The 12,715-nt window shown below is 68.9% G+C and carries 10 protein-coding genes; 3 read left to right on the forward strand and 7 right to left on the reverse strand.

From position 1 onward, the window contains the following. Positions 1-65: 65 nt before the first annotated feature. Positions 66-1,832, reverse strand: a complete 1,767-nt coding sequence (arc, locus tag ACHBTE_RS07875; protein WP_394722750.1) for a proteasome ATPase — start codon at positions 1,830-1,832, stop codon at positions 66-68. Positions 1,833-2,077: 245 nt separating this feature from the next. Here arc and ACHBTE_RS07880 point away from each other — a divergent pair, with 245 nt between their 5' ends. Further along, positions 2,078-2,383: a ferredoxin gene (locus tag ACHBTE_RS07880; RefSeq protein WP_394722751.1), complete on the forward strand. Its 306-nt coding sequence runs from the start codon at positions 2,078-2,080 to the stop codon at positions 2,381-2,383. A 58-nt stretch (positions 2,384-2,441) separates the two neighbouring features. Here ACHBTE_RS07880 and ACHBTE_RS07885 read toward each other — a convergent pair whose 3' ends face one another. From ACHBTE_RS07885 to ACHBTE_RS07895, 3 genes are all read right to left on the reverse strand, one after another. Further along, on the reverse strand, positions 2,442-3,017 hold the full coding sequence (locus ACHBTE_RS07885; RefSeq protein WP_394722752.1) for a hypothetical protein: 576 nt from the start codon (positions 3,015-3,017) through the stop codon (positions 2,442-2,444). Between the two features lie 267 nt (positions 3,018-3,284). Continuing rightward, positions 3,285-4,187, reverse strand: a complete 903-nt coding sequence (locus ACHBTE_RS07890; protein WP_394722753.1) for a tRNA (adenine-N1)-methyltransferase — start codon at positions 4,185-4,187, stop codon at positions 3,285-3,287. A gap of 59 nt (positions 4,188-4,246) precedes the next feature. Then, positions 4,247-6,166 (reverse strand): site-2 protease family protein, encoded by a 1,920-nt coding sequence (locus ACHBTE_RS07895; RefSeq protein WP_394722754.1) that lies wholly within the window; start codon positions 6,164-6,166, stop codon positions 4,247-4,249. Positions 6,167-6,340: 174 nt separating this feature from the next. Here ACHBTE_RS07895 and ACHBTE_RS07900 point away from each other — a divergent pair, with 174 nt between their 5' ends. After that, positions 6,341-7,354 carry a RecB family exonuclease gene (locus ACHBTE_RS07900; protein ID WP_394722755.1) on the forward strand — a complete coding sequence of 338 codons (1,014 nt, stop codon included), beginning with the start codon at positions 6,341-6,343 and terminating at the stop codon, positions 7,352-7,354. 14 nt (positions 7,355-7,368) lie between these two features. After that, positions 7,369-8,040 (forward strand): response regulator transcription factor, encoded by a 672-nt coding sequence (locus ACHBTE_RS07905; protein WP_128427961.1) that lies wholly within the window; start codon positions 7,369-7,371, stop codon positions 8,038-8,040. A 139-nt stretch (positions 8,041-8,179) separates the two neighbouring features. Here the strand turns inward: ACHBTE_RS07905 and ACHBTE_RS07910 are convergent, their stop codons facing one another. The 3 genes from ACHBTE_RS07910 to ACHBTE_RS07920 all read right to left on the reverse strand — a co-directional run bounded on the left by ACHBTE_RS07910 (position 8,180) and on the right by ACHBTE_RS07920 (position 12,614). Further along, a complete protein-coding gene (locus ACHBTE_RS07910; protein WP_394722756.1) occupies positions 8,180-9,760 on the reverse strand; it encodes an ABC transporter substrate-binding protein in 1,581 nt (526 codons plus the stop codon). A gap of 100 nt (positions 9,761-9,860) precedes the next feature. Then, the gene (locus tag ACHBTE_RS07915) at positions 9,861-11,465 is read right to left on the reverse strand and encodes an ABC transporter substrate-binding protein (protein WP_394722757.1); all 1,605 of its coding nucleotides are present in this window, start codon (positions 11,463-11,465) and stop codon (positions 9,861-9,863) included. Between the two features lie 453 nt (positions 11,466-11,918). Further along, entirely contained in the window at positions 11,919-12,614 is a 696-nt protein-coding gene (locus tag ACHBTE_RS07920; protein ID WP_394722758.1) for an HAD family hydrolase, read from the reverse strand. Between the last annotated feature and the right edge of the window lie 101 nt (positions 12,615-12,715).

Consider the following 12,715-nt stretch of genomic DNA (forward strand, 5'->3'; position numbering starts at 1 on the left):
TTGCCTTGCCCGGAAAACAGTGGGCTGCGGGTACCCGTCGAGGGCACCCGCAGCCGCCCTGTCTTTTACAGGTACTGACCGGTGTTTGCCACCGTGTCGATGGAGCGTCCGGTGTCTGCGCCCTGCTTTCCGGTGATGAGGGTGCGGATGTAGACGATCCGCTCGCCCTTCTTTCCGGAGATTCGGGCCCAGTCGTCGGGGTTGGTGGTGTTGGGCAGGTCTTCGTTCTCCTTGAACTCGTCCACGCAGGCCTGGAGGAGGTGGGAGACGCGGAGGCCCTTCTGGTTGTGCTCGAGGAAGTCCTTGATCGCCATTTTCTTGGCGCGGCCCACGATGTTTTCGATCATGGCGCCGGAGTTGAAGTCCTTGAAGTAGAGGACTTCCTTGTCGCCGTTGGCGTAGGTGACTTCCAGGAAGCGGTTTTCCTCGGATTCGGCGTACATCTGCTCGACGGCGGTCTGGATCATGCTCTGGACCGTCGTGGCCTTGTCGCCGCTGTGCTCGCCGACGTCGTCGGGGTGGAGCGGGAGTCGCTGGGTGAGGTATTTGCCGAAGATGTCCTTGGCGGCTTCGGCGTCGGGACGCTCGATCTTGATCTTCACGTCCAGGCGGCCGGGGCGCAGGATGGCGGGGTCGATCATGTCCTCGCGGTTGGAGGCGCCGATCACGACCACGTTCTGGAGTCCTTCGACGCCGTCGATCTCGGCGAGCAGCTGGGGGACGATGGTGTTTTCCACGTCTGAGCTGACGCCGGATCCGCGGGTACGGAAGAGGGATTCCATTTCGTCGAAGAAGACGATGACGGGTGTGCCCTCGCTGGCCTTTTCCCGTGCGCGTTGGAAGACGAGGCGGATCTGCCGCTCGGTCTCTCCGACGTACTTGTTCAGGAGTTCGGGGCCCTTGATGTTGAGGAAAAAGCTCTTGCCCTGGGCTTGGCCGGTGACTTCGGCGACCTTTTTGGCCAGCGAGTTGGCGACGGCTTTGGCGATGAGTGTCTTACCGCATCCGGGGGGTCCGTAGAGGAGGACGCCCTTGGGCGGCCTCAGTTCGTGCTCCTTGAACAGGTCGGGGTAGAGGTAGGGGAGCTCGACCGCGTCGCGGATCATCTCGATCTGGTTGCCGAGGCCGCCGATGGATTCGTAGCCGATGTCCGGTACTTCTTCGAGGACGAGTTCTTCGACCTCGCTCTTGGGGACGATTTCGTAGACGTAGCCGGAGCGGGGTTCGAGCAGCAGGGCGTCGCCGGGGCGGATGGTGATGCCCAGCAGCGGCTCGGCGAGCCGTACCACCCGTTCCTCGTCGGTGTGCCCCAGTACGAGGGCGCGCTCGCCGTCCTCGAGGATTTCCTTGAGGGTGACGATGTCGCCGACGCTCTCGAATTCCATGGCCTCGACCACGTTGAGCGCTTCGTTGAGCATGACTTCCTGGCCGCGCCGGAGGTCGTCGAGTTCGACGCTCGGGCTGACGTTCACGCGGAGTTTGCGGCCTCCGGTGAAGATGTCGGCGGTGCCGTCCTCGTTGGCTTGGAGGAAGACACCGAAGCCCGCCGGCGGCTGTGCGAGCCGGTCGACTTCTTCCTTGAGGGCCACGATCTGGTCGCGTGCCTCACGGAGCGTGTTGGCGAGCCGCTCGTTCTGTGCGGACACGCCGGCCAGGTTGGTCTGCAGCTCGACGATCCGCTCTTCGAGAATCCTCGTGTGCCGCGGAGAGTCGGCGAGCTTGCGTCGCAGGACGGCGATCTCCTGCTCAAGGTAGGCGATCTGCCCGGCCGGGTCTTCGGACCCTCGTCCCGGGCGGATGCCGCGGTTCATGTCGTCGTCGTGGGCTGCCACGGTCCTCACCTCCTCCAAGGGGAGCTGGACGTTTCCAGACCCTACCTGGGTGGGTGTCGATTGAAACACCTAGATCACAAAGTCTGTCGAGGTGTGTCCGATCTTCACCCTTGCGCTCTCCCTCACGCCAGGGGAATACCCACCGCACATGATTGGAACCCAGGCGGAGGTAGGGTCGAGGCGTTCAACACCCGTCAGAGCTGGCCGGATTCCCGTGCGGCTCGGCGTAGCAGAGGGCAGGAGAGATGAGCGTGGAGCGGACGGCCGGGGTCGAGGGTGAGGCGCTGGAGGTCTGGATCGACCAGGATCTCTGTACCGGTGACGGCATCTGTGCCCAGTACGCGCCTGAGGTGTTCGAGCTGGACATCGATGGTCTGGCTTATGTGAAGAGCGCCGGGGACGAGTTGCTCCAGGGCAAGGGTGCGACAACGCCTGTGCCGTTGCCGCTTCTCACGGATGTGGTGGACTCGGCGAAGGAGTGTCCTGGCGAGTGCATCCATGTGCGTCGGGTTTCGGACAAGGTCGAGATGTTCGGTCCGGACGCCGAGTGACCTTGCGTATACAGGGTGTTACGACTGTCTGATTTCTCACATGTGCCGGTGGCATGGGTCAGATGCTCTGGGCGCCGGCGGGTGTCGAGCGGATGAACGTGCCGTTCTTCCACTGCCACTTAGCGCTGTTCTTCGTGTCGGGGCAGCAGCGCGGTACGTCGTCCGACGAGTAGCTGAGCAGTTCGGCTCGGATGTCTCCGCCGCGGACCGCGATGTCACTGACGGTGATGCTGTCGTCGGGGTCGACGAGGGTCGCGATGACGCGGGGGCCGGCGGTCCCGGTGCCCGAGGTGAGGACGTATACGCCGTCGGGCGGGGTGCCCATGGGGGCGTCGCAGTGCACGACGGCGACGGTCTCGGGGTTGCCGTCGCCGTCGAGGTCGCCGCTGGCTTTCTTCACCACGACCGCTTTCACCGGCCCGCATTCGAGCGGGAAGTCTGCGCGCGCGGGGTCGGGGGGTGCCGCGGCATGGGTGTTCTTCGCGTCGCCGGGCGGTGTCTGGGCCGCGGTCGCCGAGTCGGGCTGGAGGACCGAGGAGAGCGCCACGACGCCGGCGAGTGCTGTGGCGGTGGCGAGCCAGTGGATCGGGCGGGTGTGCGTGTGTGCCAGTTCCGGGACGGCGGTTTGCTGCACTAGGAGCGTCTCCTGTGAGGGCTGTGCCGGTGGGGGTGGCCAGCATGGTGCCACACGTCACAGTGCGGGGGAAACGGCGGGGGGTGGGGTTCGGGTGGCGAATGTGTGTGGTCAGGGCGTGTGGCGGTCGTACGTGTATGTATGTCGTACCGCTCCGGTCGATGTGCTGGGGCGGTCGGTCAACGCAAAGGCGCTGTGGTCGAGTTCCTGGGGTTGTCCGGGAACTCGGCCACAGCGCTTGTGCGTTGTGTGCGGTACGGGGCGGCGTCAGCGGCCGGTGCCGCCGTCGGCGTTGGGGCCTTCGTAGTCCTCGCCGTAGGCGCCCTTGGCGGGGCGGCGGCGGCGCATGGGTGGTTCGACTCCGTCGGCGAGGCGTCGGGCGGTGAGGAGGAAGCCGGTGTGGCCGATCATGCGGTGATCGGGGCGGACGGCGAGGCCCTCGATGTGCCAGTTGCGGATCATCGTCTCCCAGGCGGTCGGCTCGTTGAAGGAGCCGATCTCGCGGATGGATTCGACGGTCCGGGCGAGCTGGGTGGTGGTGGCGACGTAGCAGCACAGGATGCCGCCGGGGACGAGTGCCTTGGAGACGGCTTCGAGGCATTCCCAGGGGGCGAGCATGTCGAGGATGACGCGGTCGACGTCGGTGTCGCTCAGGTTGTCCTGGAGGTCGCCTACGGTGAGCTGCCAGGCGGGGTGCGGGCCACCGAAGTAGCGCTCCACGTTCTGCTTGGCGATGTCGGCGAAGTCCTCGCGGCGCTCGTAGGAGTGCAGCATGCCCTGGTCGCCGATGGCGCGCAGCAGGAAGCTGCTGAGCGAGCCGGAGCCGACGCCGGCTTCGACGACGCGTGCGCCGGGGAAGATGTCGGCGAAGGCGAGGATCTGCCCCGCGTCCTTCGGGTAGACGACGGCTGCCCCTCGGGGCATGGACAGGACGTAGTCGGGGAGCAGGGGGCGCAGCGCGAGGTAGGCGACGTTCCCGGTGGTGCGGACAACGCTGCCCTCGGGAGCGCCGATCAGTTCGTCGTGCGGGAAGGAACCCTTGTGGGTGTGGAAGTTCTTCCCGGCTTCGAGCGTGAACGTGTAGTGGCGGCCCTTGGGGTCGGTCAGCTGAACCTGGTCCCCGACCTTGAAGGGCCCGCGCCTGCGGGCGGCACCGGTCGGTTCGGACATGTGAACAGCCTACCGGGGTTTGTGGGGGCCGCCGACCACGTGTGGGCGGCGGTGGCCGGTCAGCTGGGGCGTGCCATGGCCTTCACGAAGGCGCGCTCCACGTCGGCCGCGGAGAGCACGCCGTAGATCTCGCCGGTCTGCTCCACGACGAGGTACTCGGTGGCGGGGGTGGCTCGCAGGGCGTCGAGGAGTTCCTCGCCGGAGAGTTCCGCGGAGACCCGCATGCCGTCGGTGAGGTCCTGGGCGAGGCCGCTGACGGCGACCCAGGGGCGGCGGTGTTCCGGTACGCCGACGATGGCGGCTTCGCGGACGAGGGAGACGGGGTTGCCGTCGGCGTCGACGACGACGAGGGCGCGGGCGCCGGCGGCGTTGGCGCGGCGCAGGGCCTCGGAGAGGGGGGTGTGGGTCTCGACGGGGACGGCGCGGCGGGTGAGGGCGCGGGCGCGCAGTTCGGGGAGGTGTTCGCGCAGGCGTGCCATGCGCAGGCTGTTGCCGGCGCCGGTCCAGATGATCGCGGCGAGGATGGCCGCGAGCAGGGCGTCCATGACGGTGTCCATGCCGACGTTGTCGACGGCGTCGGAGCCGAGGACGCCGGACTGGGTGAGCCATGGGAGGCCGATGAGGACGGAGACGGCGAGGGCGCGGCCGACCCAGGCGGCGGCGATGGTGCCGGTCATGGGTTTGCCGGTGAGTTTCCAGACGATGGCGCGGAGCATGCGGCCACCGTCGAGGGGCAGGCCGGGGAGCAGGTTGAAGGCGGCCACGATGAGGTTGGAGATCATCAGGCCGGCCAGCAGGACGCCGGGGACGGTGCCGGGTTCGACGGGCTGCATGGCGGCGTAGAAGACGCCGGCGAGAACGAGGGAGAGCAGGGGTCCGACGAAGGCGAGTACGAATTCCCGGCCGGGTGTCTCGGCCTCCTTCTCGATTTCCGAGACGCCGCCGAAGAACTGGAGCTGGATGCGGCGCACGGGGAGCTTGAAGCGGAGTGCGGCGACGGTGTGCGCCAGTTCGTGGACGAGGACGGAGGCGTAGAAGGCGACCGCGAAGAAGAGCGAGACGAGATAGCGGGCCGCGCCGAGTTCGGGCAGCACGCGGTCGAGCTGTCCGCCGAACACCCAGGTGATGAGGGCGGCGACCAGGAACCAGCTGGGTGCGACGTAGACGGGTACGCCGAAGGGCCGCCCCATGAGGAGTCCGCCCCGCGGCTCCGGCGGCCGGGGGGGCTGTCCCGGCCCGGTCGCGGGTCCGCCGTGGGCGAGGGTGCGGTGGGTTTCGTCGGTGGGGGTGTGGCCGGGGCGGGTGCGAGCCGGGTCGGTGGGGTGGTGGGCGGCGGGGGTCCGGTCGTCGGCGGGGGTGGGCCGGTGGTCGGTGGGGGTGCCGGGGTTCGCTGCGGCGCCGTGGTCGGCTGCGGGCCCGTGGGCGGTGGGCCCCTGGTCGGTGGGGGTGCCGGGGTTCGCCGCGGCGCCGTCGTCGGCTGCGGGGCGGTGGGCGGGTGTGCTGGCGTCGGCGGCGGGGGGCTCGGCGTCCTGCGCGGTGGCGCGCGTGGTCGCACGGTGGGGCTGGGCGGGTGTGTCGGCGTCCTGGGCGGTGGCACGCGTCGCGTCGGGAGAGGCCGGGTCTTCGGTCTGTTGCCGGGCAGCGTGCGGGGTGCTGGTGGGAGCTGCGGCCGGGTGCGTCGCGGCGGTGGGCGTGCCGGGAGCTTCGGGCTCTCGCTGCGGGGCGTCGGCCCGGGAGCTCGCCGGGCCGTCCTCGTGGTGTGCCCGGGCGCCCCCGCTGGGGTCCTCCTGGGGGAGGTCCGGTCGCCGTACGAGCATGGTCGGTTCGTCGGCCGGGGGTGTGCGGGGCTCGTCGGTGTCCGTGGCCCGTCGGGGTGCGCCGGGACGTGTGGGGCCGGAGGCCGGGGTCGCAGGTGTTGCGTGGCGCTCGGCCGATTCCTCGTCGCCGGACCGCGGCTGCCCGCTGCCGCTCTCGTCCACGGTGTCCCCTCGTTCGAAGCGTCTTCCGCACGTGCCGGGCGGAAGGGTCTCGGGTCGATGGTATGCGGCCGTCGACATGCCTTTCTCCCCGGCACCCTTCTGTTTCCCCGGCTGTCGCGGCCGTAACGGCCGCGGTTGGGTCACTGTCAGTGGCGGGCCGTATGGTCTGTGGTCATGGAGACGAGCACGGAGGGGGCCGCGGCGGACGGCGGCGGTGATGTCGCGCCGGTGACAGCGCCGGTGGCGAACGGGGTCCCGGTGGGGGCGGACAGTTCGGCGGTGGGGGTCGAGGCGGCTGAGGGTGCCGTCACGGCTCCCGAGGCGACCGCTGCTGTGGTGATACCGCCGGCGTCGCTGTCCCCTTCCCGTGCCGGTGACTTCATGCAGTGCCCCCTGCTCTACAGGTTCCGGGTGATCGACCGGCTGCCGGAGAAGCCGAGCGCGGCGGCGACGAAGGGCACGCTGGTGCACGCAGTGCTGGAGCGCCTTTTCGACGCCCCGGCGGCCGAGCGGACCGTGCCGCGGGCCAAGTCGCTGATTCCCGGTCAGTGGGACCGGCTGCGGGAGAGCAGGCCGGAGGTCGTGGAGCTGTTCGCCGACGATCCCGAGGGCGAGCGGCTGGCGACGTGGCTGGGCGAGGCGGAGCAGCTCGTCGAGCGGTGGTTCGGTCTGGAGGATCCGACCCGGCTGGAGCCCGCCGAGCGCGAGCTGTTCGTCGAGGCCGAGCTGGACTCGGGGCTGCGGTTGCGCGGCATCATCGACCGGGTCGACGTGGCGCCCACGGGTGAGGTGCGGATCGTCGACTACAAGACGGGCAAGGCGCCTCGGCCGGAGTACGCCGAGGGCGCGTTGTTCCAGATGAAGTTCTACGCGCTCGTGGTGTGGCGGCTGAAGAACGTGATTCCGCGTCGGCTCCAGCTCGTGTACCTGGGCAGCGGTGACGTGCTGACCTACGACCCGGTCCTCGCGGACCTGGAGCGGGTCGAGCGCAAGCTGCTCGCGCTGTGGGAGGCGATCCGGCAGGCGACGGAGACGGGTGACTGGCGGCCCAGGCCGACCAAGCTGTGCGGTTGGTGCGACCACCGGGCGCACTGCCCGGAATTCGGCGGCACTCCCCCGCCCTACCCCTTGCCGGTGAGGGCGGCCGAGTCCGGTGGCGGCTCGCAGGGCAGAATGGGGCCGGACTAGCGAAGGAGACTTACGTGGCCATCCGCGTCCTACTGGTCGACGACCAGCCCCTGCTGCGTACCGGCTTCCGGATGATCCTGGAGGCGGAGCAGGACCTCGCGGTCGTGGGCGAGGCCGGAGACGGCCTTCAGGCCCTCGACCAGGTGCGGGCCCTTCAGCCCGACGTGGTTCTGATGGACATCCGCATGCCCAGGATGGACGGTGTCGAGGCGACCCGGCAGATCACCGGGCCCGGGCGGGACGGCCCGGCGAAGGTGCTGGTGCTGACCACCTTCGATCTCGACGAGTACGTGGTGGAGGCGCTGAAGGCGGGGGCCAGCGGCTTCCTGCTGAAGGACGCCCCGGCCAATGAGCTGGTGCAGGCGATCCGTGTGGTGGCCGCCGGTGAGGCGATGCTGGCGCCGAGCATCACGCGCCGGCTGCTCGACAAGTACGCCACGCATCTGCCGTCCGGCGACGAGCCCGTGCCGGACACCCTGCACACGCTGACCGACCGCGAGGTGGAGGTGCTGAAGCTGGTGGCCCGGGGCCTGTCCAACGCCGAGATCGCCGCGGATCTGTTCGTCAGCGAGACCACCGTCAAGACGCATGTGGGGCATGTCCTGACCAAGCTGGGGCTGCGTGACCGGGTGCAGGCCGCGGTGTATGCGTACGAGAGCGGACTGGTGCGGCCCGGCGCGCAGTAGGAGCGCCTCGGGCCGCCGAGGGTCTGCTGGAACGACGACGAGGGCGCCCCCTTCTGGGAAGGGGGCGCCCTCGTTTGCGTGTGCGGCCGGTGCGATCCGTCCGTCGGGGCCCGTTCGTCGGGGCTCCGTCAGGTGTCCGTCAGCCCTTGTCGAGTTCCCAGAACCGGAACACGGTGGAGGCGTCGAGGCAGTACTCCATGCCGTAGACGTCGTCGTGGACGACGGCGTACTGCTTGGCCTGCCAGACCGGCAGGATGGGCAGTTCCTTGGCCACGATGTCCTGGAGCTGGCCGAACTCGTCGTCCGTCGCGGAGCGGTCGCTCTCGGCGGCGGTGGTCGGGATGAGCGAGCCGGTGATCGCGCGGTTGCTGTAGTTGTTGCTCAGCACGTTGCCCTTGCCGAAGAAGGGGGCCGTGAAGTTGTCGGCGTCCGGGTAGTCCGGGATCCAGCCCTTCACGTACACGCCGTACTTGCCGTCGGCTATGTCCTTCTCGTACTGCTCGAACGCGACGGACTGCACGTCGGCCTCGAACAGGCCGCTGGCGTTGAGCTGCCCGGCGATGGCCTTCAGTTCCTGATCGGTGGCCGGGCCGTAGCGCGACGGGGTGGACCAGAGGGTGAGCTTGACCTTGCCGGTGATGCCCTCGTCGGACAGGGCCGCCGCGGCCTTGGCCTTGGAGGGGCGGGCGCCGTAGGTGTCGAAGAACGCCGTGTTGTGGCCGCCGATGCCGGCCGGGATGATCGAGTACAGCGGGGACGCCGTGCCCTGGTAGACGTCCTTGATGAGGGCGTCGCGGTCGATGAGGTGGGCGATGGCCTTGCGGACGCCCAGCTGTCCGGCGACCGGGTGGTCCATGTTGAAGACGAGGTGCTGGACCTCGGCGCTGCTGCCCTCGACGACCTCGACGCCGGAGTCGCCGCCGGACTTCTCGATGTCGGCGAGGTCGCCGGCGGTGAGGCCCCGGTAGGCGATGTCGACCTCGTTGGCGAGCAGCGCCTTCTTCAGGGCGTTCTGGTCGCCGTGGAAGAACTTCAGTGTCACGCCGTCGTTCTGGACCTCGGCGGTGCCCTTGTAGTTCTCGTTGACGGAGAAGACGGCTTCGTCGTCGTCGAACTTGTCGAGCTTGTAGGGGCCGGAGCCGACTGCTTCGCCGTCCTTGCGCAGGCCCTTCGCGTCGTACTGCTCCTCGTCGACGATGGAGCCGGCACCCGAGGCGATCTTGCTCGGGAAGGTGGCGTCGGGGGTGTTGAGCCGGAAGACGACCGTCTTGTCGTTCGGCGTCTGCACCTTGTCGAGCGTGGGGAACATGACCGCGGGGCCGTCGGGGTCGCTGATCTTCAGCATGCGGTCGAAGGAGAACTTGACGTCCGCGGAGGTGAGGTCGTCACCGTTGCTGAACTTCAGCCCGTCCTTCAGGGTGCACTTGTAGACCGTGGCCTTGGTGTCGGAGAAGGCGCACTGCTCGGCGGCCTCGGGCTGCGGTTCGGTGGCGCCCTTGGGGAAGCTGAGCAGCGACTGGAAGACGTTGTTGAACAACAGCCAGGAGCCGGGGTCGTAGCCGGAGGCGGGGTCGGTGGCCAGGACGTCGTCCGACATCCCCATGACCACCGAGGTGCCGGAGCCCCCGGTATCGCCCGTCTCCGTTCCGCAGCCGGTCAGCAGGCCGGAGGCCAGCCCTGCCACGACGGGCAGGACCGGCCACTGGTTGCGCATGTTCACGTACGAGTGCCTTGTCGTCGGTTGTGAGAGACCCGGGTCCCGTCCTGGGTCCCGGGCCAGGCCCGGCGCCCAGGGCCTGGGTGCCGGGCACGGAGAGACGTCAGCCGCTCACGCCACGGCCGAGCTCCCACAGCTGAAGGGTGGAGGAGGAGTTGAGCACGTACGCCGTGCCCGTGACGCCGTCTCCCGCGGCGACGTACTGCTTGCCCTGCCACAGGGGCAGCACGGGCACGTCGTTCGCGACGATGTCCTGGATGTCCGTCAGGCTGTCGGCCGCGGCCAGCCGGTCGGCCGCGCGACGGGACTCCGGGATGAGGGTGTTGCGGATGGTGCTGTTGGCGTAGGGCGAGCCGAGGAAGTTGTCCTTGTCGAGGAAGGGCGCGAGGTAGTTGTCGGCGTCCGGGAAGTCCGGGAACCAGCCCATGCCGTAGACCTCGTACTCGCCCTTCTGCTCGGCGGGGCGGAATGTGGCCCAGGGCGTGCCCTTGATGCTCACGTCGAACAGCCCACTGCCGTTGAGCTGCTTGCGCAGGAGCTCGAACTCCTTCTTCGTGGCCGGGCCGTAGTGGTCGGTGGTGTAGTGCAGGGTCAGCTTCACCGGGGTGGTGACGCCGGCCTTCTCCAGCAGCGACTTGGCCTTGGCGACGCTCGGGTCGCCGTACTTGTTGAAGAACGCGTTGGAATGCCCCGTGATGCTGGCGGGGACCAGCGAGTACAGGGGCTCGGCCTGGGAGCCGTAGACCTTGGAGATGAGTTCGCCGCGGTCGATGACCTGGGCCATCGCCTGGCGGACGGCCTTGGAGCGCACGGACGGGTCGTCGGTGTTGAAGGCGAGGTAGCGGATCTCCAGGCCGTTCATGTCGACGAGGTCGACGCTGTCGTCGGTGTCGGCGGAGAGCTTGTCGATCTGCTGGGGTGACATGGTGCGTGTCACCAGGTCGATGTCGCCGTTGTCGAGGGCGGCGCCCATGGCGTCGGCGTCGGTGAAGTTGCGCAGTTCGACCTTGTCGTTGTTCACCTTCAGACTCCCCTTGTATTCGGGGTTCTTGGTGAACACGGCGGAGGCCAGCCGGTCGCCGTCGACCTCGGCCTGCATGGTGTAGGGGCCGGAGCCTTCGACCTCGAAGCCGTCGCGCAGCTCGCCCTTGGCGTAGCTGTCCGGGTCGACGATGCCGGCGACCGGGGTGGACAGCTTGAACGGGAAGGTGGCGTCGGCGGTCTTGAGGTGGAAGATGACCTCGCGGTCGCCCTGGGTCTCGACGGTGTCGATGGTGGAGAGCAGTGCGAAGACGCCGCTTTCGGCCTTGAGGGCGCGGGCACGGTCGATGGAGTACTTCACGTCGTCCGCGGTGACGGGATCGCCGTTCGCGAAGGTGAGGTCCTCGCGCAGGGTGCAGGCGTAGCGCTCGTTGCCGCTGTCGGTGAAGCCGCAGCTCTGGGCGGCCTCGGGCACGGGGTCGCCCTCGCCGCGCGGCTGGATCATCAGGGTCTGCACGGTCTGGCGCAGGATGTTCCAGGTGCCGACGTCGTAGGCGTAGGCCGGGTCGAGGGGCGCGGGAGCGTCCTTGGAGGCAGTGAACGCGTCCGTGGTGCCGACGACGATCGCGTCGCCGCTGTCCGCGCCGCCGTCGGTTCCGCCGCAGGCGGCGAGAACCGGCGCGAGCAGGCCGATGACGGCCGGCAGCACCAAAGTCTTGCGGTTCATGCTCGGGTTCTCCAGCTGTCGACTCCGTGTACCCGGCAGGCAGGGGTGGTGCGGCCGATCACGGGGTAGGTGCGATGTTCTCGCGTCGAGGTTAGTCCGCGCGCGCAGGAGGGTTCGCAGCCACCGGAGTTGAGGTGCCATCACGGAGCGGAACCGGGCGCGGACGCAACGAAAGACTGACAGCGGAAGGATTCGTGCACCGGTCCATCAATCGGGACACATGGGCGCACAGGAAGCCCTTCCTGTGGGGCTGAGGGCGGGGGCCGGGGCACCTGTCGAGCCCGATTCGAGTGGTGAAACTCACAAACTGAACGGTCTTGGCCGTGATCCGAATTCAGCCAAACAGGCCGTTCGAATTCCCGGGCGGAATTCCCGCGCAATCGACGGTGCACGCTGCGTCAACACCGGTCGCTTTTCCGTTGTGAGGCGAGTGAGATCTGGTTCAGGTCGTCGTCATGCCGCCATCAGACCGCGCAGAAATGCCAGATCGACCTCTTCCAGCGAGGTCACGACGGTACGCCGGGCGGCCGGGGTGATCGGCGCCACCGACGGCACCGCGACCACATGGCAGCCCGCCGCCTCGGCCGCGGCGACACCGGTCGCGGTGTCCTCGACGACCGCGCATCGGGCCGGCTCGGCGCCGAGACCGGCCGCCGCGAGCAGGTACGGGTCGGGGTGCGGTTTGGTGCGGGGCACCTCGTCGCCGGCCACGGTCAGGGCGAAGTGCTGGGGGCCCAGCGAGGTGAGCACACGGTCGATGATGCGCCGGTGCGAGGCGGAGACGAGGGCCGTCGGGATCTCGAACGCGGCGAGCTCCGCCAGCAGCCGGGCGGCGCCCGGCATCAGCGGCAGGGCGCGGTCGATGCGGTCCTCGAAGCCCTGGTTGAGCAGAACCGTCAGGTCGGCGAGGTCGATGTCGGCGCCGGTCGCCTCGATGAGGAAGCCCGCGCTGCGGGTCATCGGGCCGCCGACCACGACATGCCGCCAGGAGTCGTCCAGGGTGTGCCCGAGGCCGGCGAAGACCTCGACCTCGACGTCCCACCAGAAGCCCTCGGTGTCCACCAGGGTTCCGTCCATGTCGAGCAGCACCGCTTGCAGGGCCGAGCCCTCGGCCGTACGGGTTGCTGGCGCGGGGACCGTGCTGGTCATCCACGTACCTCCTTGAAGGGACGATCAGGCCGGTTCCCCAGAGAGGAACCGGCCTGCGGTGGACCGACCAGTGTACGTCCGTCCGGAGCGAAGCGCCTTGT

It is taken from the genome of Streptomyces sp. M41 (assembly GCF_043673425.1).
Taxonomy (GTDB): domain Bacteria; phylum Actinomycetota; class Actinomycetes; order Streptomycetales; family Streptomycetaceae; genus Streptomyces.

Excerpts from the sequence above, each read along its gene's own strand:
- ACHBTE_RS07915 (WP_394722757.1), bottom strand. The coding sequence starts at position 11,465 with ATGAACCGCAAGACTTTGGTGCTGCCGGCCGTCATCGGCCTGCTCGCG.
- ACHBTE_RS07890 (WP_394722753.1), bottom strand. The coding sequence starts at position 4,187 with ATGTCCGAACCGACCGGTGCCGCCCGCAGGCGCGGGCCCTTCAAGGTC.
- ACHBTE_RS07920 (WP_394722758.1), bottom strand. The coding sequence starts at position 12,614 with ATGACCAGCACGGTCCCCGCGCCAGCAACCCGTACGGCCGAGGGCTCG.
- ACHBTE_RS07900 (WP_394722755.1), top strand. The coding sequence starts at position 6,341 with ATGGAGACGAGCACGGAGGGGGCCGCGGCGGACGGCGGCGGTGATGTC.
- ACHBTE_RS07880 (WP_394722751.1), top strand. The coding sequence starts at position 2,078 with ATGAGCGTGGAGCGGACGGCCGGGGTCGAGGGTGAGGCGCTGGAGGTC.